Origin of the sequence: Exiguobacterium sp., assembly GCF_020832205.1 — a bacterium.
Taxonomy (GTDB): domain Bacteria; phylum Bacillota; class Bacilli; order Exiguobacteriales; family Exiguobacteriaceae; genus Exiguobacterium.
The window spans coordinates 40,369-63,677 of record NZ_JAFIFD010000003.1 but is presented as its reverse complement, the minus strand read 5'-3'; the positions used below and the strand labels follow the sequence as shown (position 1 = coordinate 63,677).

24 protein-coding genes are annotated in these 23,309 nt (G+C 52.4%); 5 read left to right on the top strand and 19 right to left on the bottom strand.

All coding sequences use genetic code 11. The features are described from left to right. Positions 1–25 precede the first annotated feature (25 nt). Positions 26–1,735: a glycoside hydrolase family 13 protein gene (locus JJU47_RS00585; protein WP_300997340.1), complete on the bottom strand. Its 1,710-nt coding sequence runs from the start codon at positions 1,733–1,735 to the stop codon at positions 26–28. Positions 1,736–1,949: 214 nt separating this feature from the next. On the opposite strand from JJU47_RS00585, the gene JJU47_RS00580 reads away from it, so the two are divergent. Further along, complete coding sequence (locus tag JJU47_RS00580) at positions 1,950–2,414, top strand: GNAT family N-acetyltransferase (RefSeq protein WP_228615637.1); 465 nt, start codon at positions 1,950–1,952, stop codon at positions 2,412–2,414. Positions 2,415–2,461: 47 nt separating this feature from the next. Continuing rightward, positions 2,462–3,226: a MerR family transcriptional regulator gene (locus JJU47_RS00575; protein WP_228615636.1), complete on the top strand. Its 765-nt coding sequence runs from the start codon at positions 2,462–2,464 to the stop codon at positions 3,224–3,226. A 34-nt stretch (positions 3,227–3,260) separates the two neighbouring features. Here JJU47_RS00575 and JJU47_RS00570 read toward each other — a convergent pair whose 3' ends face one another. Genes JJU47_RS00570 through JJU47_RS00550 form a run of 5 tightly spaced genes read right to left on the bottom strand, consistent with a single transcriptional unit; the run spans position 3,261 to position 8,487 of the window. After that, positions 3,261–3,911 (bottom strand): hypothetical protein, encoded by a 651-nt coding sequence (locus JJU47_RS00570; protein WP_228615635.1) that lies wholly within the window; start codon positions 3,909–3,911, stop codon positions 3,261–3,263. A gap of 40 nt (positions 3,912–3,951) precedes the next feature. Next, complete coding sequence (locus tag JJU47_RS00565; protein ID WP_228615634.1) at positions 3,952–4,536, bottom strand: hypothetical protein; 585 nt, start codon at positions 4,534–4,536, stop codon at positions 3,952–3,954. 12 nt (positions 4,537–4,548) lie between these two features. Next, positions 4,549–5,691 (bottom strand): aminotransferase class I/II-fold pyridoxal phosphate-dependent enzyme, encoded by a 1,143-nt coding sequence (locus JJU47_RS00560; protein WP_228615633.1) that lies wholly within the window; start codon positions 5,689–5,691, stop codon positions 4,549–4,551. Then, the gene (locus JJU47_RS00555; protein ID WP_228615632.1) at positions 5,688–6,533 is read right to left on the bottom strand and encodes an NAD-dependent epimerase/dehydratase family protein; all 846 of its coding nucleotides are present in this window, start codon (positions 6,531–6,533) and stop codon (positions 5,688–5,690) included. Before JJU47_RS00555 ends, JJU47_RS00560 begins: the two co-directional genes overlap by 4 nt. A 40-nt stretch (positions 6,534–6,573) precedes the next feature. Then, positions 6,574–8,487: a polysaccharide biosynthesis protein gene (locus JJU47_RS00550; protein ID WP_228615631.1), complete on the bottom strand. Its 1,914-nt coding sequence runs from the start codon at positions 8,485–8,487 to the stop codon at positions 6,574–6,576. A gap of 403 nt (positions 8,488–8,890) precedes the next feature. Between JJU47_RS00550 and JJU47_RS00545 the strand changes: the two genes are divergently transcribed. Then, entirely contained in the window at positions 8,891–9,643 is a 753-nt protein-coding gene (locus JJU47_RS00545; protein ID WP_228615630.1) for a homing endonuclease associated repeat-containing protein, read from the top strand. Positions 9,644–9,678: 35 nt separating this feature from the next. Here the strand turns inward: JJU47_RS00545 and JJU47_RS00540 are convergent, their stop codons facing one another. The 4 genes from JJU47_RS00540 to speE form a co-directional block, all read right to left on the bottom strand. Continuing rightward, complete coding sequence (locus tag JJU47_RS00540; RefSeq protein ID WP_228615629.1) at positions 9,679–10,629, bottom strand: sodium-dependent bicarbonate transport family permease; 951 nt, start codon at positions 10,627–10,629, stop codon at positions 9,679–9,681. A 200-nt stretch (positions 10,630–10,829) separates the two neighbouring features. Beyond that, entirely contained in the window at positions 10,830–11,198 is a 369-nt protein-coding gene (locus JJU47_RS00535) for a Na-translocating system protein MpsC family protein (protein ID WP_228615628.1), read from the bottom strand. Between the two features lie 2 nt (positions 11,199–11,200). Then, positions 11,201–12,082, bottom strand: a complete 882-nt coding sequence (gene speB / locus JJU47_RS00530) for an agmatinase (protein ID WP_228615627.1) — start codon at positions 12,080–12,082, stop codon at positions 11,201–11,203. Continuing rightward, positions 12,079–12,918 carry a polyamine aminopropyltransferase gene (speE, locus tag JJU47_RS00525; protein ID WP_228615626.1) on the bottom strand — a complete coding sequence of 280 codons (840 nt, stop codon included), beginning with the start codon at positions 12,916–12,918 and terminating at the stop codon, positions 12,079–12,081. The genes speB and speE overlap by 4 nt, the downstream gene beginning before the upstream one ends. 205 nt (positions 12,919–13,123) lie before the next feature. Here speE and JJU47_RS00520 point away from each other — a divergent pair, with 205 nt between their 5' ends. Continuing rightward, positions 13,124–14,044 carry an EAL domain-containing protein gene (locus JJU47_RS00520; protein WP_228615625.1) on the top strand — a complete coding sequence of 307 codons (921 nt, stop codon included), beginning with the start codon at positions 13,124–13,126 and terminating at the stop codon, positions 14,042–14,044. 39 nt (positions 14,045–14,083) lie between these two features. Here the strand turns inward: JJU47_RS00520 and JJU47_RS00515 are convergent, their stop codons facing one another. After that, positions 14,084–14,236 (bottom strand): hypothetical protein, encoded by a 153-nt coding sequence (locus JJU47_RS00515; protein WP_228615624.1) that lies wholly within the window; start codon positions 14,234–14,236, stop codon positions 14,084–14,086. A 135-nt stretch (positions 14,237–14,371) separates the two neighbouring features. On the opposite strand from JJU47_RS00515, the gene cls reads away from it, so the two are divergent. Further along, the gene (cls, locus tag JJU47_RS00510) at positions 14,372–15,901 is read left to right on the top strand and encodes a cardiolipin synthase (protein WP_228615623.1); all 1,530 of its coding nucleotides are present in this window, start codon (positions 14,372–14,374) and stop codon (positions 15,899–15,901) included. Here cls and JJU47_RS00505 read toward each other — a convergent pair. The 8 genes from JJU47_RS00505 to JJU47_RS00470 form a co-directional block, all read right to left on the bottom strand. After that, complete coding sequence (locus tag JJU47_RS00505; protein WP_228615622.1) at positions 15,877–16,410, bottom strand: TVP38/TMEM64 family protein; 534 nt, start codon at positions 16,408–16,410, stop codon at positions 15,877–15,879. The two genes, cls and JJU47_RS00505, sit on opposite strands and share 25 nt — an antisense overlap. Positions 16,411–16,469: 59 nt before the next feature. After that, positions 16,470–17,732, bottom strand: coding sequence for a dicarboxylate/amino acid:cation symporter (locus JJU47_RS00500; RefSeq protein ID WP_228615621.1), 1,263 nt, complete (start codon positions 17,730–17,732; stop codon positions 16,470–16,472). A 159-nt stretch (positions 17,733–17,891) separates the two neighbouring features. Further along, a complete protein-coding gene (locus JJU47_RS00495; protein WP_228615620.1) occupies positions 17,892–18,395 on the bottom strand; it encodes a YwhD family protein in 504 nt (167 codons plus the stop codon). Between the two features lie 59 nt (positions 18,396–18,454). Then, positions 18,455–19,504, bottom strand: a complete 1,050-nt coding sequence (locus JJU47_RS00490) for a DUF871 domain-containing protein (protein WP_228615619.1) — start codon at positions 19,502–19,504, stop codon at positions 18,455–18,457. A 50-nt stretch (positions 19,505–19,554) separates the two neighbouring features. Beyond that, positions 19,555–20,928 (bottom strand): PTS transporter subunit EIIC, encoded by a 1,374-nt coding sequence (locus JJU47_RS00485; RefSeq protein ID WP_228615618.1) that lies wholly within the window; start codon positions 20,926–20,928, stop codon positions 19,555–19,557. 13 nt (positions 20,929–20,941) lie between these two features. Beyond that, the gene (gene murQ / locus JJU47_RS00480) at positions 20,942–21,835 is read right to left on the bottom strand and encodes an N-acetylmuramic acid 6-phosphate etherase (protein ID WP_228615617.1); all 894 of its coding nucleotides are present in this window, start codon (positions 21,833–21,835) and stop codon (positions 20,942–20,944) included. A 126-nt stretch (positions 21,836–21,961) separates the two neighbouring features. Beyond that, entirely contained in the window at positions 21,962–22,426 is a 465-nt protein-coding gene (locus JJU47_RS00475; RefSeq protein ID WP_228615616.1) for a GNAT family N-acetyltransferase, read from the bottom strand. Next, entirely contained in the window at positions 22,423–23,271 is an 849-nt protein-coding gene (locus JJU47_RS00470; protein ID WP_228615615.1) for a MurR/RpiR family transcriptional regulator, read from the bottom strand. Before JJU47_RS00470 ends, JJU47_RS00475 begins: the two co-directional genes overlap by 4 nt. Positions 23,272–23,309 lie beyond the last annotated feature (38 nt).

Here is a 23,309-nt window from a genome sequence, read left to right as displayed (position 1 = left end):
AAGACAGGGTTTCCCCTGCCTTGAATCAGCTCAACTTATAGACGCGTCCTTCGAACGGCTTCAAGTGAAGGAGGGTCGTCTCATCATGTGGCTCGAGCGGCATGTTTTTCAAGACGACGTCTTCTGAGCGAAGTGTGATCTCGGTCGCAAAAATGGCTTCTTTGCCCGTCAAGTTCGTCATGACGAGGTATTGGCTGTCGCCGAGTGTGCGCGTGTACGCGTAAATCTCCGGGTGTTCCGGCAAGATGACGTCGTACTTACCGTAAACGAACGTCTCGTCTTGTTTACGGAGGCGGATCATTTCTTTGTAGAAGTTGAGGATCGAGTCTTCATCTTCAAGTTGCGCGTCGACGTTGATGTCCGTGTAGTTCGGGTTGATGCCGAACCAAGGCGTCTCCGCGAACGTGAATCCAGCGTTCGGTCCCGCGTTCCACTGCATCGGCGTCCGCGTGTTGTCACGTGACGAGTTCCACGTGATTTCCATCATCTCTTCATGGCTCTTGCCATTCTCGAGGCCGATATAATAGCGGTTGCGCGTCGCGATGTCATCATACTGGTCGATCGAGTCGAACTTGACGTTCGTCATGCCGATCTCTTGTCCTTGGTAGATGAACGGCGTCCCTTGCATGAGGAAATACATCATCGCAATCGACTTCGCGCTCTCTTTCCAATAGCGCTCGTCATCCCCCCATGACGACACGGTCCGTGTCTGGTCATGGTTCTCGACGTAGAGGGCGTTCCATCCATCTTCCTCGAGTCCTTTTTGCCATTTCGTGAGGACGTTCTTCAAATGGACGACGTCGAGTTTCGACTCGGCGTCTTCGCGCCAAAGACCCATGTGTTCGAATTGGAACACCATGTTCATCTTGCCGTCTTTCTCTCCGACCCAAAGGTGGGCGTCGTCAGGCGAGACACCGTTCGCTTCGCCGACCGTCATGATGTCGTGCTTGTTGAACGTCTCGTCGCGGAGTTCTTCCAAATAACCGTGAATCCCGTCGACGTTCATGTGCATCTCGAACGATGGCACGAAGTCGAGGCCTTCCGGATTCGGCAAGTCGCCGAACGACGGATGCTTCCGAATGTGGCTGATGGCGTCCACGCGGAAGCCGTCGATGCCTTTATCGAGCCACCAGTTGATCATGTTGTAAATCGTCTGGCGCATCTCCGCGTTTTCCCAGTTCAAGTCCGGCTGTTTCTTCGAGAAGACGTGTAAGAAATACTGCTCTGTCGTCTCATCGAACTCCCACGCTGAGCCGCCAAAGATCGACTCCCAGTTGTTCGGTTTCGAGCCGTCCGGTTTCCCGTCGCGCCAAATGTACCAGTCGCGTTTCGGGTTGTCTTTCGAGCTCTTCGACTCGATGAACCACGGGTGCTCGTCCGACGTATGGTTGACGACGAGGTCTAAGAGCAGCTTCATGCCGCGCGCATGGACTTCTGTCAACAGGCGGTCGAAGTCTTCCATCGTCCCGAACTCGTCCATGATGTCTTGATAGTCGCTGATGTCATAGCCGTTATCGTCGTTCGGCGACTTGTACATCGGGCAAATCCAGATGACGTCGACACCGAGTTCTTTCAAGTAGTCGAGCTTGTCGATGATGCCTTGGATATCGCCAATCCCATCTCCGTTCGCATCGTAAAAGCTGCGCGGATAGATTTGATAAGCGACGGCTTCTTTCCACCAGTTTCGTTTCAGTGTTTTCGTTTGTGTGTGTTGGTCACGTTGTAAAAGTTGCATGTGTCAATGATACTCCCTTATCCCTAAACTCACTGTGCGTCCTATATACTTATATCAGTGCTGTTGGCTTTCTGTATCGATAGCGCAATCGTTTGCACGATGCACTACATGTATCTTAACAAAAAACGTGCATCGACACAAAAGATGTTTTCAACAGCTTACTCACCGTGTACCCTACACGAATTTGAAATGAAATGAAAGCGAGGCGACTTATATGATTCGTTTGGCCACACAGGCCGATCTTGAAGCGGTCGATCAGTTGATTTTAAGGAAAGCACAAGAATTTCAAGCAGTCGGAAAAACACAGTGGCAGAAATATTTAGAACCGAGCCGGACCGAATTTGTTCGTCATGACGTCACGAACGGGACCGTGTACGTATACGAGCAAGACGAGGTGGTCGTCGGGTCGGTCAGTTTGATTCCCCCGACGTCTTGGGATAAGAATTTATGGGACGACGCGGAGGCGGCCGTCTACTTGCATCGCCTTGTGGTCGCTTCGGACATGAAAGGGAAACGCGTCGGCGAACAGTTGATGCGCCATGCCCTCATCGAGGCGACCGGTCCGGTACGCCTCGACTGCGTCGCGACGAACGAGTTTTTGAACGGCTATTATCCTCAATTCGGTTTCTTGTACGTCGGGGAACGGGACGGATTCTCTTTGTTTGCGAAAGAGTGTTGACGTTGACGCGACGTCAAGGCTTACGCTGTATATAAGGAGGTGAGCGCATGTATTCGATTCAACAATTGACCACCCTGGCCGGCACGACGTCGCGGACGCTTCGTCACTATGACGCGATCGGATTGCTCGTGCCGAAACGCGATGTGAACGGTTATCGACAGTATACGAAACAGGACATGGAGCGGCTCCAACTCATTTTGTTTTACCGTTCGCTCGATTTTCCGCTCGAGACGATTCACGAGTTGCTCGAAACGAAACCGTACGATCGGACGCGCGTCCTCGAACGACAAGTGACCGCCTTACGGGAAAAGGCCGCCTATTTCGAGACGCTCGCCGACACGGCCGAAGCGACACTCACCTCACTCAAAGGGGGAATTCCAATGGAAGACAAATCGCTGTTCAAAGGCTTATCGTTCGATGAGCTAAAAGCACATGAGGCCGAACATGAGGACGAAGTTCAGACACGCTGGGGCGAGAGCGCGGCTTACAAGACGTCACGCGACCGGGCCGCCAAACGCTCGAAGGAAGAATGGGAAGCGCTCAATCAACAACAAGTCGACTTGATCAAACCACTCGTCGACTTGTATCGTCAAGACGTCCCGATCGAGGATGAACGCGTCCAACGAGCGGTCTGGTCGAACCATCAATTCATTCATGACCATTTCTACGACTGCTCGCTCGACATGTTCAGCGGACTCGGTCAGATGTATGTCTCGGATGAGCGGTTCACCGCTTTCTACGACAAGTACGCCCCCGGTCTCGCCGTCTACTACAATGACGCGATCCAACATTATTGCATCACGAACAGCTAACGATTAACAGGCCAAAGCAGTGTGCTTTGGCCTGTTAATCGATTCTCCGGTCATAAACGCCTTCTTCCAACATTGCCTCGATTTGCCGCCGCAGGAGCGGGAGTCCGACCGACAGTTGTAAGTACGGGTACGTCGCGAAGTTATCGGTCCCGCCGATGTAGAGGACGGCCCGGTCGAGGACGCTCCATCCCCGCTCCGTCCACTGTTCGATCCGCACTTCACAGACGTCCGGTTTGGCTCGGAACGCCCAGTACGCCTCGAGTTGTCCTGCCGCCATCGATGGCCGTACCGTCAACACGGGACAGTCGATCCGGTTGAGTACTTCCGGCTCGATCGGACCGGTCTCATGAACGATGACGAGTTCCGGCATGAGGCGGTCGAGCCACATCTTCGCCCGCGCATCGTTCAATGACGTCACTTTCAAAATATGATGCATTGGAATCGGCTGATCGTTTAACGGATAACGTCGCTTCAGTTCCTTGATTCGTGATTTACTGGATAGATGGAAAATCGGATAAGACAAACGACGATACATGTCATATGCTAGTTCTTTGTAGGAATTGGTACTAGATGATGACGGTCCACTCTCCATGAGAACGTGAGTCACTCCTAAATTCCGAATTGCATGATAGACGTAAGCTGAACTCCAATCTTCTCCAATACATAGTACGATTGGACGCTTCATGGCTACACCTTCTTTTCCTCATATTCATGACTCTCATAATTCATTTGACGTGGCAAGTTTCATCGTCCAATTCAAGATCATCTAGCGCGTCATGCCACGATCCAAATCGTCTGGCAACTTTTGCGACACTGGGGCGTTTTTGTTGTTTCGCCCACTTCTGATACGTCTCTGCATTAAATGGATGAAGAATTTGTGAGGCTTCCAATAAAGCTTGAATCATTTCTGCTTTCTCTCGTTCTGGTTGCATAACATAACGTGGATCGACCGCTCGCTCTGCCTTTTTCACGGCGAGACTCCATGACCCAAAATACGAAATAATATCGCCTAAAGAAGGAGCACCTCGACTGTCTGCCCATTGTCGATAACTCGTGCTCGTCAGCTTCCCGTCTTCTTGTAGAGCTTGTCGAAGTGCCGTCACCAACTCGTGTTGTGTATATATTTTTTGGCTTCCTGATACGCCAGCAGCATCTAGCGCCTCTGGCCAGGAATCGTAAATGTCTAGAATGTCGAGCACAGTTGGAACAGCTCGTCCTCGGCTCCATAGTTGATATTGTTTAACAGTGAGGGTCGGAGTCAGAGATGCAGCAGCTTGTAGCGCTTGTATGATCTCTGCTTCCTGATTCATCAGGATTCCTCCTCAAACAGTTTTCTCAGCTATTACACTTTGAGTCTCAAGCACTGTTCGAATTACTTGGTGTTGCTCCCCGATTTTCAAGTCCGAACCGGAAGGCAAGCAAATTCCATTTTCAAATAAGCGGCGGCTTACATCCTCGCCGTCTACGGTCACGTACTCCGCGTCTTTAAACACAGGTTGCAGATGCATCGGCTTCCAAACCGCTCTAGATTCAATTCCAGAATTCGCGAGACGATCAATCAGCACATCCCTAGACATGTCCGTTTGATTGAGTTGTAGGGCGGTTAACCACCGATTAGCTCTAGAGTGTGGAATTTCTTCTTGGTAAGTGAAACCTAAAGGACGAAATAATCGTTCATATCTCATAAACACACGGCGCCTTGCTTGGACGCGTTGTTCAATCACTTGTAGCTGTCCCCTTCCAATCCCAGCCGACACGTTGCTTAAGCGGTAGTTGTATCCGACTTCGTTGTGTTCATAATAGTGAACACGCTCCCTCGCTTGCGTCGCTAATTTCAAACCGTGTTGCCGTTCACTTTCCGAACGCACGAGTAACATCCCCCCTCCCGATGTAGTAATAATTTTATTGCCATTAAATGAATAAAATCCGAAGTCCCCGATCGTTCCAGTCATCTGTCCTTTCCACGTCGCACCTAGAGATTCCGCAGCATCTTCAATCAAAGGGACGCCAAACTCCTGACAGATGTGACGAATTTCTCCGACTTTAGCAACCACTCCATATAAATGAACGACAATCACAGCTTTCGGAAGCTTCCCTTTGGTCGCAGCTTGCACTAGCGCTTTTCGAAGTGCTTGCGGTGACATATTCCACGTAGCATCTTCCGAATCGATAAACACGGGATTCGCACCGACATATCGAATCGGATTGACTGACGCAACGAATGTAAGCGATTGACAGAAAACTGAATCTCCTCGTTCCACACCTAATAATAAAAGGGCCAGATGAAGTGCAGCCGTCCCAGAACTTGTCGCGAGAGTGAATGAATGATCCACGTATGTCGCCATCTCTTGTTCGAAACCATCTACATTCGGACCAAGAGGTGCCACCCAATTCGTAGAAAAAGCCTCTTCAACGTATTTCATCTCATAACCTGACATATGAGGTCGTGATAGCAAGATTTTCATCGGATTCCCTCCCTGATTAATGTCTGATATGCCTTATACCATTGTAGAAATGCATACAAGCCTTCAAGAAATGACGTTTCTGGCTTGTATCCGGTCAAAGAGGATAATGTGGGTAGTCGCTCAGATCTATTCAAATCTTCGTCATCAGGAAGTGTGATGATCATGTGGTGGGAAGGATGATTAATTGCTTCCCACACTCCTTGCATACTGATCATATCGGAAGCTTCGATTCGGTAACTGCCTCTCACTGTCTCACCATTTTCTACAAGGCGTATAACACGTAGAGTCGATTCAACAACATCATCGATAAAAGAAAGTCGAATCAGGTCTGTATTCCTCGTCTCAATGACTTGTTTATGTTCTTCCATCATTTTCACAATCGTTGAGAAGAACGACTGTCCACTCTCCCATGGGCCCGCTACTGTTTCTGCGAACAGATGAATGCATGAATTGTCTCCTCTATTTTTGATTGGAAGGTTTAATGTAATCAGTTGCTCTCTTTTTGGTTCGATTTGGTCAACAAATAGACAGTCTCGTGTAAGTTCGTATCTAAAAATGGAGGGGTCTTTCTTCAAGTCATCTTTATTTGGACAAACAATCACTTGGTGCACCGGATGTTCGCTCAGAACACGCCATAGCCCCTTTTTATTTAAACGCTTCATTTGGACCAACTGAAATGAGGGGTGCGTCAAGACATAGAGACGGTGCTCCTCAAGACGGGTCTTCGCTTTTCCGTCGTCATCAATTCCGACGACGGAGTATCCTTCTTTTAATAGACGCCGAGCGATGTGAAACCCTTCTAATCCACCCACTCCAATTACAAGCATCGTGCGATTTGTCATAAGTACGCCTCCTAGGTGTCCCATCTAAGATCGTGTGCCGTTAATTTCCATCCACGAGTCTCATATTATTCATTGAAGGCGTCATCCGCTTAATTTCGCTTTGGAATAGGCGCTCAACATCACGATCAATATCTGTGCTATTCGCGACGTATAATAGCAAGTAAATCAGCGCTTCACGTTGATCGTGGAGCTGTTCGATGAGTGACAATATAGGTTTGACCGATGTAAAAGGTCTTGTGCAACCGACGAATATTTTTTCAAAAACGTTCGCATCTGCTCGAAGCTCATTTGTTGCTAAAAGCTCCTCATACATTTTTTCACCCGGACGGATTCCCGTTACTTCAATTCCGATTTGTTCAATAGTAAAACCACTTAACTCAATCATTTTTTTGGCCAAATCGACAATTTTCACGGGTTCTCCCATATCAAGCACGAACACCTCCCCGCCTCGAGCCAATACACTGGCCTGTATTACTAAACGACTTGCTTCAGGAATTGTCATAAAATATCGCGTCATTTCTGGATCAGTCACCGTCACCGGTCCCCCACGCATAATTTGTTCTTTGAATAAAGGTACGACGGACCCGCGGCTACCTAGTACGTTTCCAAACCGAACGACAGAGAAAATCGTGTCACTCGATCTTGCTTTTTCTTGAACAATCATTTCTGCTATTCGTTTTGTCGCTCCCATTACGTTTGTTGGATTGACGGCTTTATCCGTCGAAATCATCACGAATCGATTGACGTGATGACGAGCCGAAACGTTCACCATATTTTTAGTACCGTAAATATTGTTTTTAACGGCTTCTAACGGATTATCTTCCATTAAGGGAACATGTTTGTGTGCAGCCGCGTGATAGATGATGTCCGGTTTATGCATGGAAAATATTTCTTCAAGTCGATGCTCGTCTTGGACGTCGCCAATCACTGCGTGAAGTAATGTATCTGTCTCGAGCGCTTTTAATTCACGCTCGATTAAATAAATACTATTTTCACCGTGCCCAAGAAGAATCATCTCGGCAGGTGCGAATTTAATAAGTTGGCGACATAGCTCTGATCCTATCGAACCTCCAGCTCCAGTGACGAGCACTTTTGCTCCTTCTACATGATCCGAAATTCCTGAGATGTTCAATTGAACAGGTTCACGTCCGAGCAAGTCTTCAATTTTCACTTCACGGATCTCACTGATTGACACTTTTCCTGTCGCCAGTTCAGATAAGATTGGTAATGCATGCGATTCGGCACCCGTTCGTTCAATTCGTTTAAGAAGTGCGAGACGACGAGAATAAGGGAGGCTTGGAATTGCTAAAATCACGACTTCAATGCAGTGATCTTGAACAATCCGTTCTAACGCCTCGGTTGTTCCGATAATAGGAACTCCATGAACGTAGAGTGATTGGAGTTTAGGATCATCATCTAAAATACCGGTCACATTTAGCACGTTTGTTCGATACTCCTTCAACTCACGTATAATCATTTGTCCAGAATCACCGGCACCAATAATGAGAGCTTTGCGACCAGGCTGATTTGAATGTGGTTTCAGCATGTCAAATACATGATTTCTAGCCAACACTCTCGTCCCGACAATCACATTCAAGGCAAGCATTCCTTGGAAAACGAGTAAGCTGCCGAGCCCATATCCATACTGAGCCTGGCTATACGCAAATAAAATGATGTCACTACCGAGCAATGCGACGATGACTCTTTGAATTTCTCGGATTGAAGCATAACGCCAATCGATTTTATGAATTTTCAAAAGAAAACCAAAGGTGCTAAAACTAATCGTTTTGATGACAATATAAGTTCCTATGTCCACCCCTCCCCATGCCAACGTTGGGAAGAGAAAGGTTGCTGTTAAATACAACGCAGCTGAAATCACGAGTAAATCGAGTAACAAAAAACGCACATTTTTTTGATTATTTCGATACACGTTCACTAAAATCGCCATTTTCATTCGCACCTCCGAGGTCTAAGTTGTGTATTCATGGTGTCGAGGAAGTTCAGAAATGTTCCGTAATGTTAGTAAACTACCCGTCTCGATTCAACAAACTTAAAGAAGATACGAGCTTTTTCTAATCAACGAAATAGATGAGATAAAGGATTTTATGAAATAATTCTCGCTATTTCATTCATTTGCTGAATATTTGTTCGATAAAAGGGAATCACTATGTACATAATCATTAATTGGTTATTGCTTACATTTATCGAAAATAACTAACTTATGGGATGAGAGGGTGATAATCATCCAGTGGAAAGCTACTAACTTGAATTGATTTGGAAAACTCACACAACCGTTCATTCACACCACGAATTCTTCTGAGGCGCTCATGACGTCTTCATAAAGGAGAGACACCAAGATGAAAAAATGGACACGTTCACAAATCGTGCAATCTCTGCAGCTCGCGGCCCAAGAATATACCGAGCTAGACTCAAAGCGGTATAACTTATGGTCGCAACATAAAAACGTACCTTCCTTGTCAACTGTCATTCACCAGTTCGGATCTTGGCGTGAGGCGCTCGTAGCGGCTCAAATTCAAATGTCGTTCCATTATTATTCAGATGAAGATATCTTACGTGCGCTGAACAAAGCCGCGGAAGAATTACCGCTCTTTACGAGCCAAACCTACCGCCAGTGGTCGAAAGTAACCCGTTCCCCCTCCCTTACGTTAATTAGTAGCCGATTCGGTTCTTGGTCGAATGCGCTCCGTGAAGCGAAGCTCCAAACGACTGCAACCAAAAACAACGAGGAACGTATCATTCAAGCGCTCATCGAGGCGTCGGCCGAGCTCGAGCGGCTCACGTCCCAACATTACGCCGTCTGGGCCCAGGAGAAAGGCTATCCGACCGTGGCGACGATCGCCCGGAAATACGGGTCATGGAGTTACGCCTTGTTCGTGTTAGACATCGCCCCGCCGAAGCGGAAATGGGACGAAGAAGACGTCATCACGGCGCTCCGGCTCGCGAAACAAGAGCTGAATCATTTCAGCATCCTTCATTACCGAAAATGGGCAGAAGGCCGCAACGTGCCGAGCACGTCGACAATCAACGCGCTGTTCGGCAGTTGGACGGCTGCGTTGAAATGCCTTGAAGAACAACATGTGACACACTAAAAAAACGCCGTCTCGGGAGCCGAGACGGCGTTTTGTCATGTGACGATCGTGATGAAGAGCGGGATTCCGACGAGCAAGTTGAACGGGAACGTGACTGCGAGGGCGAGCGTCAAATAAAACGACGGCTCGGCTTCCGGCACCGATGCTTGGAGCATGGCCGGTGCGGCGATATACGACCCGCTCGCCGCAAGTGTCATGAGCAGGATTGTCCCTCCATCGGACAGCCCGGCGACCGAGGCTGCGGCGTAACCGATTGCCGCCCCGATTAGCGGGAACGTCATGCCGATCGCTAAAAATTTCATCCCATAGGACGGGACCGTCTTCAGTTGCTGACCGACTTTCACGCCGAGGCTCAGTAAAAACAAGAGCAACACCCCTGGGAACAAGTCGACGAAGAACGGCGTCAGCGCCGATGTGTCCGGTGTGACGAGCCCGACGATGAGCCCGGCGATGAGGAGCAGGATGCTTTTCGAAAGCAAGCTGTCCCGAATGACGGTGAACGACTGGCTCGGGGCGGCCGTGATGCCGAACACGTGGGTTTGATTGTAAAGCAACAAAGCGACGACAAGCCCCGGAATCTCAAGGACGACGACGAGCGTCGTCATGAACGGTTCATACCCGATGCCGAGCCGTTCGAGCTGGGCCGCGGCCGCGACGTAAGTCACGAGCGAGACCGAGCCGAACGTCGCCGCCATGGCGATCCGTTCATGAAAACCGAAGCGGAACAGTCCGCCGAGATAAAACGCGACGAGCGGCAACACCATGCCGAGGATGAGCGTCACCGTGAGCGGGAGCGCCAAGTCGTCAAACGAGACCGACGCGAGCCCCATCCCGCCTTTCAGTCCGATCGCCAGCAGTAAGTACAAGTTGAGCGTGATGCCGAGCGATTCCGGGATTTTCAAGTTCGATTTCCCAAGGGCGGCCACGACACCCGTCATAAACATGAGCACCGGGGCGCTCGTCAATAAAAACGTTAATAGTTCCATCTTTCTCCTCCTAGGCGACAAAAAGCGCACACCTAAAGAAAGGTGTGCGCTGCATGCCGACGGCTCGAACACGTTCGCTCCGTCTAGCCGACAACTGTCGGGGTATATGAGTCCAGCTCCGGGTCAAGACGGCGACGAAGCGTTCCGAAGCTCGCTTCGCCAATCCTGACACGTATCTGTTTTCTAGTGTATAAATGACGTCACGGCTTGTCAATCCCGCTATCCCACGCGGCATCGAGCCGAAACACGATAAGGCGTTCGCCCGTCTTCGTGCTGATGTCCGTGTGGAGCGACGTGATGCGTCTGCCGAGCACGTCTTGAACGATCGCCTCGAGTTGCGTCCGGCCCGACTCGACGAGGTTGTTGCGATACTTTTTCAATTGCTCACGACCCGCCGATTTCATGGCGAGATCATACTCGGCCGGGGTCAAGACGCCTTGGAGCGTCACGATGGCCAAGTCGCGGAGCAGGTCTGCCTTGCACGTCAACGAACCCCGGCCGAGATACTCTTTCTCCCATTGGGTGATCCGAGCGCTCAGTTCCATCTCGAGCTGACCTTTTTTCGGCATCGTTACTTCACGAACCCGATCATCATTTCGCGAAGAATCTTCGCAGCCGCGATTGCCGTCATGTCTGACTGATCGTATGCTGGTGACACTTCCACGAGGTCGGCCCCGATGATGTCGAGGTCGGCGCCAGCGATCGCATGAACGGACTCAAGCAATTCTTTCGTCGTGATGCCGCCGATCTCTTGCGTGCCTGTTCCCGGTGCCGCCGATGGGTCGAGCACGTCGATATCGATCGTGACGTACACTTTTTTCCCGGCGAGTGTCGGCAACACACGCTTGAGCGGTTCGAGCACTTCGTATTTGTACATGTTATAGCCGACTTCTTTCACCCAGTCGAACTCTTCTTTCATCCCTGAACGGATTCCGAACGAGTAACAGTTCGAAGGCCCGATCAACTCGGCCGCTTTTTTGAGCGGTGTCGAGTGCGAGAGCGGCTCGCCTTCGTAATCGTCACGAAGGTCGGTGTGCGCATCAAGGTGCAAGATGACGAAATCGTCGCCGTATTTGTCATGCATCGCTTTGATGACCGGCCATGTGACGAGGTGTTCCCCGCCCATGCCGAGCGGGAACTTGCCTGCGTCGATGACGTCTTTGACGAACGACTCGATCATGTCGAGCGATTTTTGTGCGTTACCGAACGGAAGCGGGATGTCCCCAGCGTCATAGACGGCTGCTTCCGACAAGTCACCGTCAAGGTACGGGCTATATTCTTCAAGACCGATCGACACTTCGCGGATCCGGTTCGGACCGAAACGTGAACCCGGACGGAAACTGACCGTCCAGTCCATCGGCATGCCGTAAAGAACTGTCTTCGCGTCCGTCACTTCCGGAAGGCTCGCGATGAACACTTTGCCTGAATAAGCTTCATCGAAACGTTTGATCATTTTGTCAAATCCTCCACAAATTTCGGAAGGACGAATGCCGCCTTGTGAAGCTTCGGCGTGTAGTACTTCGTCTCGATGTCGTGGAAACGCTCTGCTGATACTTCTTCCGGGTCATACTGCTTCGAACCGATCGTGAACGTCCACATACCGCTCGGGTACGTCGGCACGTTCGCCGTGTACAGCTTCGTGATTGGGAAGATTTCCTTCACATCCCGTTGTACCGTTTGGATGAGTTCTGGGGTGAACCACGGGTTATCCGTCTGCGCGACGAAGATGCCATCCTCTTTGAGCGCTTTCGAGATGCCTGCATAGAAACCTTTCGTGAACAAGTTGGCAGCTGGACCGACCGGTTCTGTCGAGTCGACCATGATGACGTCATACTTGTTCTCTGACTCGGCGATGTGCATGAAGCCGTCACCGACAATGACTTCGACGCGCGGGTTGTCGAGCTCGCCCGCAATATTTGGTAAGTATTTCTTCGAATATTCAATGACTTTCCCGTCGATGTCGACGAGAACCGCTTTTTCGACTGAAGGGTGTTTCATGATCTCACGGATGACGCCGCCGTCTCCGCCGCCGACAACGAGCACGTGCTTCGGATTCGGGTGCGTGAAGAGCGGCACATGTGCCACCATCTCGTGATAGACGAATTCGTCCTTATCCGTCGTCATGACCATACCGTCAAGCAACAACATTGTTCCGAACTCGTCCGTTTCGACCATCTCTAGTCGTTGAAACTCCGTTTGTTCGCTCTCATAAACGTGGTTTACACGGAACGTGATCCCGTAATCTTCTGTCTGGTGCTCCGTAAACCATAATTTTAATTTTTGGTCCATCGATAGAACCCCTTTCTGTTCAAAAAGTTGTTCGTATGCGAGTGGCGTTTTGAGGCGCTTCTTATTCATACGATAGGAAGTATACAAAAACTGTACGCATTTTGCACGATTTTTTTATTTATTCGTCCATGTATGTGAGTTTTCCGTGAGGTTTAACCGATAAACTGGATATAGCTGTAATTTACAATTGGAAAGGAGGGATCCTATGTGGTCTCCTTGCGTGGCATGTTCCACGACAATCCCGTTTATCGAACGGGGCTTATTAGTCGTCAACGATCAGCCCCACCCATACGAATCGTTTGATGAACTCAAAGCGAAGCTATCCTCAGTCGAGGACAACGTCTATTGTGTCAACCCGGCTACAAAGCAACAAACGCCGATTTTATCTGCTGTTGACCTGCTCGAACAGATCGCCAACCGCGACACGATCGAACTGATTCAACACGGGGAGTTCGAGAGCCACTTGCAGCCGATCATCCACCTCGACAGCGGGGAACGATTCGGCTACGAGGCGCTCTTGCGCAGCCGAAACGACATCTCGCCGGGTGAATTATTCCGTGCCGCCAACCGGTTCGGGTTGCACTCGAAACTCGATCAACGAGCGCGGGCCGAGGCGATCAAAGCGACGCACCACGCCGTCCTTCCGCACGAGAAGACGTTCATCAACTTCTTGCCGTCAACGATCTATAACCCGGACTTTTGCCTGCAACATACGTTCGAGGTGATTGACCGGTACAACCTCAGCCCGGACCGGTTCATCTTCGAAGTCGTCGAGACGGAGAAAGTCCAAGACGTGGCCCACTTGCAACACGTGTTTTCTACATATAAGAAGCGCGGGATGAAAGTCGCCCTCGATGACGTCGGGGCCGGATTCTCGACGCTCGATATGTTGAAGCGGCTCGAGCCGGACTACGTCAAAATCGACCGGTCATACGTGTCGTATTGCGACGAGGACGCTGAAAAACGCGCGTTCCTTAAAAACGTCCGTCAATTGACACGCTCAATGGGCATCACTCTCCTCGCCGAAGGCATCGAGCGGAGCGAAGAAGTCGACGTCTGCCGTGAACTCGGTTTTGACCTCGCCCAAGGTTACTATTTCGGCAAGCCGTCTCCTTACGCACTTTAATACACGAATGGCCTCGAGCGTTTGCTCGAGGCCGTTTGTTTAATCGTCGTTCTCTTCCGTGTCATCTTCCATATCGTCGTTTTGCATTTCTGTATCGTCATTGTTCATCGGTTCCTCGTTCGCTCCCCCGCAAGCTCCGAGAATGATGCCTGTCGCCAAGAGCGACGCGGCCAATGTACCTTTTCGTTTCATTCCAAACACCCCTTTTTAGTAGTCGTGTCGTACAGTACGGTTAATTCCCCTCGTCCTTCCGACGAAACGTGTTTTTTGATTAAGAATATGCAAACGGTGGAATGAATTCAGTGATGACAACCGAACCGAAAGAAGGTGTACCTATTGAAACGACGCGTTTTACAATTTTTCACGATGATCCTGTTCGGTATCCTCCTTCTTGTCCTCTTGTACTCGATTGACGGACTTATTCCTTTCCTGATCGTGATCGCCATCGCTGCCCCGCTGCTCGTCGGCTGGCACATTATTTTCGACAAAGTCCAACCGCAGGCGAAACTCGCCTGGCTGCTCGCCGTCTTGTTCATCCCGTTCCTCGGGTCACTCGCCTGGGTGATGTTCGGCCGGACACCGCGACGGCATCGCCGCATCAAACGGACGTCGTCCGAGATTCGGATGTTCCGCCAAGCGATTGAGGACGAACGCATCGAGACGACGAACGACATATCGGACCGTTTCCCGCTCACCCGTACGCTCGAGAAACTCGGGGCGACCGGTGCCGACGGCCATACGTCGACACGGTTGCTCGTCAACGGGGACGCGAAATACGAAGCGGTGCTCAAAGACATCGAGGAAGCGACGCATCACATCCACGTCCAATATTATTTGTTCCGAACCGATGAGATCTCGATGAAAATCCGGGACGCCCTCATCAAGAAATCAAACGAGAACGTCACCGTGCGCTTCCTGTACGATGGACTCGGAAGCCAAGAAATCGGCGAAGCGTTCATCGAGCCGCTCCGGGAGTCACGCGTCCACGTCCAAGCGTTCGACCCGGTCGTCCATCCTCTGCTCGTCTTCAACGCCAACTTCCGTAACCATCAAAAGTTGATCGTCCTCGACGGAAACGTCGCCTATACCGGCGGCTTGAACGTCGGTGACGAGTATCTCGGGAAAGAAGAGAAGCTCGGCTTTTGGCGCGATACCCACCTTCGCGTCGAAGGACCGCTCGTGCGCGAACTGCAACGGCTCTTCATCGAGAACTGGCTCTATGCGGGACACGAGGACGACAAAGAGACGTGGGACTTGTTCGCCGACAGCGAGCATTTACCTGAGTATTTCATCGATGAGCCAAACGCCTCGAACGGGGCGACACAACTGCTCGTCACTTCACCGGGAAAAGACGTGACGATTCGAGACGGTCTGATGCGTCTCATGATGGAAGCGAAAGAGTCGATTTGGATTACGACGCCGTACCTCATCCCTCCGCCGGAACTGCTGGCGCTGCTTGAAGTCGCCGGCAAAAGCGGGATCGATGTCCGCATCGTCGTCCCGGGAAAAGGCGATGAATGGTTCAGTTTCCACGCGACCGAATATTATTTCGAGCAATTGCTCAAACGGAACGTCCGCATTTATAAATACAATCGGCATTTTATTCATGCAAAAACCGTCCTCATCGATGGCAAAATCGCACTCGTCGGGACGGCTAACTTCGATTTTCGGAGCATGTATTTGAACCATGAGATGACGATCGCCCAGTACGAGACGTCTTCTGTCGGCGAGCTACGCGACGCCTTCTTGCAAGACTTCGAGGAATCGATCCTCATCGACTGGTCGATCCTTCGGAAAAAAACGAACGGCAAACGCTTTGTCGAAGCGTTTTGTCACATCTTCTCGCCGCTGCTCTGACGGCTGCGCCAGATGAAATACGTCAAGGCGAGGACGACGACCAACGCAAGTTGCCAGCCCGTCGCGACATCCATGATCGCGGTCACCGCGAGTGCCTCGATCAAGAGCGCGGGCCCTTTTCCGATCGTACTCGCCACCGAGAATGATGAGAGTGTCATCCGGCTGTATGCGGCCGACAGCGTCACGAGTCCCGACGGCACGAACGGCAACAGCCGCATGCCGAGGACGAGAAACCACGCCTCTGCCCCTCCCGCTTCCCGAAGCCGCTTGAGTCGTCTTCCGGACGGCGGCGCATACGTATGTAACGCTTTTCGGTAGAGGATGAAGCTGACGATCGCTCCGAGCGCCTCCCCGGTCATCGAGACGATGACACCGGGTCCGAAGCCGAGCACTTGCACGTTCAGCGCCGTCAAAAACGCGCTCGGCAACACGCCGGCGACCGCAATAAGACTGTTGAGCACGATACTGATTACAATGAACAGCGGGATCGGGATGAGTTCCCATTCCATCACGTCCATCCCCTTTCCTCAAAAAAGGCTGTCCCGCACGTTGCGGGGCAGCCTTCTCGTTATTTCGCTTCGACTTCGTCCCACGCGTCTTCATCGACAGGTGGAAGATGTTTCTCTTCAAGTTTCGATACGACGACCGCACATGTCGCATCACCCGTGATGTTGACAGACGTACGGAGCATGTCGAGGATTCGGTCGACCCCGATGATGAGGGCGATCCCTTCGACCGGCAAGTTGACCGACTGCAAGACGAGTGCGAGCATGATGAGCCCGACACCTGGTACGCCAGCTGTTCCGATTGAGGCGAGGACTGCCGTGATGACGACGGTCACAAGCTCTGTAATCGTCAAGTCGGCCGCAAATACTTGAGCGATGAAGATGGTCGCGACCCCTTGCATGATGGCCGTTCCGTCCATGTTCACCGTCGCGCCGAGCGGCTGGACGAATGACGAGATGGAACGTGGCACGCCGAGCTTCGTTTGGGCGAGCTCCATCGATACCGGGAGCGTCGCGTTCGACGATGACGTCGAGAAAGCGAGCGTGATGGCCTCGTAGAAGTTCTTGAAGAAGAACACCGGGCTCATCTTCCCGAGGAAGAGAAGCGCACCGCCATAGACGATGGTCGCATGCAAGAAGAGCGTCAAGACGACCGCGAACATGTACCACGCCATCGCTGCCACCGCGTCAAATCCGATGCCGCCAATCGCCGAAGCGATCAAGGCGAAGGCACCGTACGGGGCGAGTTTCATGACCAAATGGATGAGGTGCATCATGATGCGGTCCCCTTGTTTCACGAACCGGCGCCACGTTTTGGCGCGTTCTCCGAGCGCGATCATCGCGAAACCGATCAGCGCCGCGAAGACGATGATTTGCAACATGTTGCCTTCGGCTAGCGCTTGGATCGGGTTCGTCGGAATCATGTTGACGAACGTCTGAACGATGTTCGACGATTCTTCCGACGCCGCCGTCTCAAACTCTAAGTTCGCCGTCGGGAAGTCGCCGCGCTCACCTGGCTGAATGACCGATGCCACACCCATCGCGAGCATGATGGCGAGTGCCGTCGTCGTCAAGAAGAACAAAAGTGCCTTCGATCCGACACGACCGAGCTCTTTCGGGTCCCCAAGACCCATAACGCCGAGAATGATCGAGAAGAAGACGATCGGCACGACCAGCATTTTAATCAAGTTCAAAAACACGGTTCCGACCGGGGAAAGTATGTACGTATTGACGATATCATACACGTTGCCAGACAGACCGGCTAGCCCTAGTCCGACGATGACCCCCAGTACAAGACCAATTAGAATTTTCTTCGTTTCACTCATCGTGTCACCCTTTCTTTTTTACACAGTGCGTATAGTATAGCATAATACTGAATTTTCATACAATTACGCTACAATCACAAATTCATAACAGCTCTAGATTCCCGCTTTCTAGCCAAACCAAACAAAAAAGATTGGAGACCGAAACCGGTCCAATCTTTTTCACTCGGCAGCCAAGCGCGCAAGCTCTTCGCGCAGCTCGGTCGACTGCTCCCAAATTTCGGGACGGTGCGCTTGCAAGAAGCGAGCCAAGACGTCCCGGGACGGCGCATCCATCATGTCGATCAAGATGCGTCCTTTGAGCGATTTATCCATCTGGTTGACATGATACGGCAACAATTTATAGCCACGACGCGCCTCGACGTCGACGGACAAGTCACACGCCGCGACGCCTCCGTAGTAAAACCCTTCCGGCTTGCGTCCGACGGTCACCCAGACGATCCAATACGGCTTGCCGTTCGGCACCGCTTCCGGGTCGGTCAAAAACTTGATACGCTTCTCGATCGCCGACTTGGCGTGCATCGCACCCATGTCGATGACAGCCGTGCCCGCCTCGGCGTCGATAATGACCGGAGACATATTGTTCAAGCTGAGCGATCCGACCCCGAACCCGCCGTGTCCGTCCGTCGCATCGTCGGCGATGATGTTAAAGTTGATATCTTTCATAATAGCGTCCCTCCCCCTCTACTGTACACAATGACAAGGGAGCGTGGCAATCACGAACGTCAACTCCACTCGATTCGAAACTTCGTGCCTGGCCCGATCGCTTGGACGAGCGGACGGTCCCGCTCGATGACACGTCCGATGACGTTCACGCGTGCGTCGGCTTGAAGATCCACTTTCGTCACTTGCATTTCGCCAGCATAGCGTCCGTAGTCGACGTTGTCAATCGTGATCGTGCCAAGCGGTCTGGCCGCGCTATGACTCGGAACGAGCGCACCGTCTCCCGGACGTCCATACGACCGGGATTCCACGGAACGCACGACGTCACGCGCCGGGTCCATGCGATTCGTGTGAACGTCAGCCGATGCCAAAACCGCTACGTCCGCTTCCGCGTGGAGGACGACCACGCCTTCCGCATAGGCAGCGAATTGGGCCACGGCCGCCTCCGAAAGTCCCGGGTCCCCGACTAAGATGCGGTCGACGGTCGAGGCGAGATCGATCAAACAAGCGAACGGGGACAAGTGACGGTGGTCTTCAAGCGTCGGCAATCGCTCATATAACGGTCCACGGAGTGTCCCATCGCCCGGGATGAACGCCTGCACGCTCAATCCTTGCCGTTTCAACCACGCATTCTTCTCCTCAAACCACGTCCGGTCGAGTCCCGTCTCCGGCCGCGGATAAAAGTTATGCCATGCCTCGACGTTGTTCGTGTCGAGTCCCTCCCGTTTCATCTCTTCAAGCTCTTCGGCCGATATCGTGCTCGCGTTCAACGCGACCGTCATCCGTTTCGACAAATCGGCGACTTGTCTTGGGGTCACCCCATAATCGACACGGAGACCGGTCACGCCCCATTCGAGAAGCGTATGGGCGTCGTCCCACGTCTTGCCGAGTGCGGCGAGTGACGTCGGGGCGATGTCGGCGAACAGTTCCATCTCATACTGTTTGGCAACTGCGCCGAGCTGCCGGAGCCGCTCCGTATAGACGGAAGGGTCATCTTCCGGAATGTGCAGCGAGGTGAATAGTGACGTGAATCCTATTTCGCGCATGCGCCCGATCCATTCCTCGAACTGTTGGGTGAGCGGTTCGCTCAAGTAAACGGATAATCCTTTCATAGTCCACTCCTCCTAAACAAAAAGGTGACTCCTCGGAGCCACCTCGATTGTCAAATTCCGTCTGCCATCTCTTCTTTGAAGCCGAACAAATACGTGAAGATGAAGCCTGCCGTATACGAGATGACGAGACCCCCAATATACGTCAAGTACATCCCGTTGTCGATGAGCGGTGTGAGCGAGAGACCGGAGACACCGATCCCGAGCGCTGCCGTCTTCATCGTCGCTTGGAACGCTCCGCCGACCGCGGCGCCCATACACGCCGTCAAGAACGGACGCCCGAGCGGGAGCGTGACCCCGTAAAGGAGCGGCTCGCCGATTCCGAGGAAGCCGACCGGGATGGCCCCTTTAATGATGTTGCGGAGACGTTGGTTGCGCGTCTTCACGAAAATCGCAATGGCGGCCCCGACCTGTCCGGCACCAGCCATGGCGAGAATCGGCAACAGCGCCGTGTTCCCGACCGTGTTGAGGAGCTCCAAGTGAATCGGTGTCAACCCGTGGTGCAACCCGACCATAACGAGCGGCAGGAAGAACCCGGCGAGGACGGCCCCGGCGAGCGGTCCGCCGACTTCAAGCACGGCGTTCAGCCCGCGCATGATCCCGTCCGACAAGACACCAGCGACCGGCATGACCGCATAGAGTGCCGTGAAACCGACGACGAGCACCGTGAGAAGCGGTGTGAAGATAATATCGACCGCTGTCGGCATGAACCGACGGACATGCTTCTCGATGTACGTCATGAGCCAAGCCGCAAAAATGACCCCGAACAATCCACCCCGTCCGACGACGAGCGGTTCCCCGTAAATCGTGATGTCGGCGAGCATCGGGTTGAACAAAATTCCCCCGGCGATGGCACCGAGTACCGGTGTGCCTCCGAATTCTTTCGCCGTGTTCCATCCGACGAGAATGGCAAGGTAGGCGAAGACCGTGCTACCGAGCAATAAGAGAATCTGCATCCACGTCTCCGTCGGGTCGACGCCGGCGTTTTTCGCAAAGTTCGCCGTCCCGTTGATGATCCCTGAAGCGACAAGCCCCGGGATGAGCGGGATAAAGATGTTCCCTAAACGGCGCAAGAAACGTTTGAACGGCGACTTCTGTTTGTCTTTCACTTTTTGGCGTTCAATCGCTGCCCGCTCGTCGGGCGTCAAGTTCGCATCGACCGCTTCTTCCCCGATTGCGAGCCCCGTTTCCCGGCTCAAATGGTCGGCGACGCGGTTGACCGTTCCCGGCCCGACGACGATTTGGAGCGTCTCGTCATCGATGACGCCCATGACACCGTCGACTTTTTTCAATCCGTCGATGTTCACTTTCGTTGGGTCTTTTAACGCCAAACGGACGCGCGTCATGCAATGCGCGAGTTGACGGATGTTATCTTTTCCCCCGACATGCTCGAGTATGGCGTGCGCCAACACCTCTTCTTTCTTCATCTCGTAATCCCCCTTAGAGCGCGTCGCGGACGAATCCGTTCGCACGCTGTAATCGCTCGACTGCCTCCGCATAGGAAACGTCGGCTAAAATCATGACGATCGCCGTCTTGACGTGACCGTTCGATGAATCGAAATAACGCGCGGCCGTCTGTTCGTCGACCCCTGTCGCTTCCGCAATCATCCGTTTGGCCCGCACTTCAAGCTTCTCGTTCGTCGGCTGCACGTCGACCATCAAGTTTTGATACACTTTGCCGATGCCGATCATCGACGCCGTCGAGATCATGTTGAGGACGAGCTTTTGAGCCGTCCCAGCTTTCAAGCGCGTCGATCCGGTCAATACTTCCGGACCCGTCTCGACCTCGATTTTAAACTCGGCGTGCTCGCTGATTTTCGATCCTTTATTACACGACAACGCGGCTGTCGTCGCGCCGACCTCGCGCGCGTAATCAAGCCCGCCGATGACGTATGGCGTCCGTCCGCTCGCGGCGATGCCGACGACCGTATCGCGCTCATCCAAGTGAAGCGCTTTCAAATCATTGACTGCCAATTCCTTGCTGTCTTCTGCCCCTTCGACCGCTTTGATGAGCGCGCGTTCGCCCCCGGCGATCAGTCCGACGACCATGTCCGGCGATACCCCGAACGTCGGCACACATTCGGCCGCATCTAAAATCCCGAGCCGTCCGCTCGTCCCAGCCCCGATATAAATCAAGCGCCCGCCTTGTTTAAACGAAGTGATGGCCCGTTCTGCCACTTGGGCGATGACGGCCACTTCTTCTTTGATGACGTGCGGTACACGCGCGTCTTCCTCATTCATCACGGTCAATAGCGCCTCGACCGACATCTCGTCAAGGTTCATCGTCCGTTCATTTCGTCGTTCCGTAGCTAGTTTATGTAGCATCGCCACCATCCTTTCTTCTCTATGCTTTTATTGTACTAATTTGAAATTTAAAGTCAAATTTTTTTAAAAATATAAAGAATTAAAATTTCATAGACGGTGAATCAAATGAAAAACTCGACCGGTCACCCGTCGAGTTCATGCCTTGCCTTCTTTTTTGAGGACGTGGACGGCGTCGCCCCGTGCCGTCACTGAATCTTTCTCATACACGTAGCCTTGCCGCTCCCAAAAGCGGTACGCCCGCTCGTTATGCGGGAGGACGCCAAGCCGAAATACGGAATGATGAGGAAGCATCTGTTCCCGCTCGAGCTGTTCGTAAAGGATTTGCGCGACTCCGTTGCCGTGAAATCGTTCATCGACGACGAACAAACCGAGCCAGAGCGAACCGTCGACCGGGTGCCGTCTCAACAGGTCGGCGATGGCGACGACTCCCTCATCTGCTTCCGCCAACAGGCTGACCGTCCCTTCGGCCTCGAAGTCCGCCACGTTCTCCAGACAAAACGCGTCCGGTGTCTGTTCATTCATGGCGGCAAACGTCACTTGGCGGCGAAGAAACGACTCCAACCGGCCTCGGTCCGCGTTTGTGTACGGTCGAATCTTCATCGCCGCAGCTTCACCATCTCGTCGCGCGCCTCGGCGTACTTGTCGATGAGTCCTTCCCCTTTTCGGTGGAGCAGCCCCATGTAGAGCGTGTCGACAATCGTCAATTGCGTCATCCGTGAAGCGATGCTCGCAATTCTAAAGTCGCGCTCTACGTTCGGCGTACAGAGCCGGACATCGGCTTCGCGGTAAAGCGGTGACTTGTCGAGGTCCGTGATGGCGACGACCGGGACACCTTGCTTTTTCGCGAACCGGACGAGCTCAAGCACATCTTTCGTCCGACCCGACGTGCTGATCGCGACGAACACATCGGTCGGTCCGAGGTGGGGGATGAGCGACAACATATAATGAAAATCTTGTGACGTCTGCGCGGCATAGCCGAGTTTCGTGAACTTATACTGCGCGTCATACGCCGCCGTCGACGAGCCGCCGACTCCATAAAAGACGACGCGGTTGGCGCGGGCGAACGTGTCGATCGCATGTTCGAGCTCGCGCTTGTCCATCGCCTCCGCACACGCTTCGACGGCCATCTTGTTGACGTGGATGACTTTTTGGAACGAGTCGTACGGAGTATCTTTCTGTTGGAGCACGTTGAAGTCGGTCAACGTCGTCTCCGTGATGGCCAAATCTTTCACGAGCGCAAGTTTGAACGCCTTGAAACTGTCGATCCCGACGACACGAGCGAAACGGACGATACTTGCCTCGGACACGTCGGTCTTCAGGGCGAGCTCTTTCGTCGTCATGTTCGGGACGAGTGTCGAGTGTGTCAAAATATAGTCCGCAATTTTTTTCTCGACGGACGTCATCTCGCTCAAGGCGAGTTCGATTTTTTTTAGTAAGGATTCCATCCGGTCATCCCCTTCCTGCTACTGGTGTCTTGTTCTAA

What these genes read in the sequence shown, in the direction of transcription:
- JJU47_RS00575 (WP_228615636.1), top strand. Translation starts at nt 2,462, where the DNA reads ATGTATTCGATTCAACAATTGACCACCCTGGCCGGCACGACGTCGCGG.
- JJU47_RS00545 (WP_228615630.1), top strand. Translation starts at nt 8,891, where the DNA reads ATGAAAAAATGGACACGTTCACAAATCGTGCAATCTCTGCAGCTCGCG.
- JJU47_RS00535 (WP_228615628.1), bottom strand. Translation starts at nt 11,198, where the DNA reads ATGCCGAAAAAAGGTCAGCTCGAGATGGAACTGAGCGCTCGGATCACC.
- murQ (WP_228615617.1), bottom strand. Translation starts at nt 21,835, where the DNA reads ATGGTGGCGATGCTACATAAACTAGCTACGGAACGACGAAATGAACGG.
- JJU47_RS00580 (WP_228615637.1), top strand. Translation starts at nt 1,950, where the DNA reads ATGATTCGTTTGGCCACACAGGCCGATCTTGAAGCGGTCGATCAGTTG.
- JJU47_RS00520 (WP_228615625.1), top strand. Translation starts at nt 13,124, where the DNA reads ATGTGGTCTCCTTGCGTGGCATGTTCCACGACAATCCCGTTTATCGAA.
- speE (WP_228615626.1), bottom strand. Translation starts at nt 12,918, where the DNA reads ATGGACCAAAAATTAAAATTATGGTTTACGGAGCACCAGACAGAAGAT.
- JJU47_RS00515 (WP_228615624.1), bottom strand. Translation starts at nt 14,236, where the DNA reads ATGAAACGAAAAGGTACATTGGCCGCGTCGCTCTTGGCGACAGGCATC.
- JJU47_RS00560 (WP_228615633.1), bottom strand. Translation starts at nt 5,691, where the DNA reads ATGAAAATCTTGCTATCACGACCTCATATGTCAGGTTATGAGATGAAA.
- JJU47_RS00490 (WP_228615619.1), bottom strand. Translation starts at nt 19,504, where the DNA reads ATGAAAGGATTATCCGTTTACTTGAGCGAACCGCTCACCCAACAGTTC.
- JJU47_RS00550 (WP_228615631.1), bottom strand. Translation starts at nt 8,487, where the DNA reads ATGAAAATGGCGATTTTAGTGAACGTGTATCGAAATAATCAAAAAAAT.
- JJU47_RS00485 (WP_228615618.1), bottom strand. Translation starts at nt 20,928, where the DNA reads ATGAAGAAAGAAGAGGTGTTGGCGCACGCCATACTCGAGCATGTCGGG.
- JJU47_RS00475 (WP_228615616.1), bottom strand. Translation starts at nt 22,426, where the DNA reads ATGAAGATTCGACCGTACACAAACGCGGACCGAGGCCGGTTGGAGTCG.
- JJU47_RS00570 (WP_228615635.1), bottom strand. Translation starts at nt 3,911, where the DNA reads ATGAAGCGTCCAATCGTACTATGTATTGGAGAAGATTGGAGTTCAGCT.
- JJU47_RS00495 (WP_228615620.1), bottom strand. Translation starts at nt 18,395, where the DNA reads ATGAAAGATATCAACTTTAACATCATCGCCGACGATGCGACGGACGGA.
- JJU47_RS00505 (WP_228615622.1), bottom strand. Translation starts at nt 16,410, where the DNA reads ATGGAATGGGAACTCATCCCGATCCCGCTGTTCATTGTAATCAGTATC.
- speB (WP_228615627.1), bottom strand. Translation starts at nt 12,082, where the DNA reads ATGATCAAACGTTTCGATGAAGCTTATTCAGGCAAAGTGTTCATCGCG.
- JJU47_RS00470 (WP_228615615.1), bottom strand. Translation starts at nt 23,271, where the DNA reads ATGGAATCCTTACTAAAAAAAATCGAACTCGCCTTGAGCGAGATGACG.
- JJU47_RS00500 (WP_228615621.1), bottom strand. Translation starts at nt 17,732, where the DNA reads ATGAGTGAAACGAAGAAAATTCTAATTGGTCTTGTACTGGGGGTCATC.
- JJU47_RS00540 (WP_228615629.1), bottom strand. Translation starts at nt 10,629, where the DNA reads ATGGAACTATTAACGTTTTTATTGACGAGCGCCCCGGTGCTCATGTTT.
- JJU47_RS00585 (WP_300997340.1), bottom strand. Translation starts at nt 1,735, where the DNA reads ATGCAACTTTTACAACGTGACCAACACACACAAACGAAAACACTGAAA.
- JJU47_RS00555 (WP_228615632.1), bottom strand. Translation starts at nt 6,533, where the DNA reads ATGACAAATCGCACGATGCTTGTAATTGGAGTGGGTGGATTAGAAGGG.
- JJU47_RS00565 (WP_228615634.1), bottom strand. Translation starts at nt 4,536, where the DNA reads ATGAATCAGGAAGCAGAGATCATACAAGCGCTACAAGCTGCTGCATCT.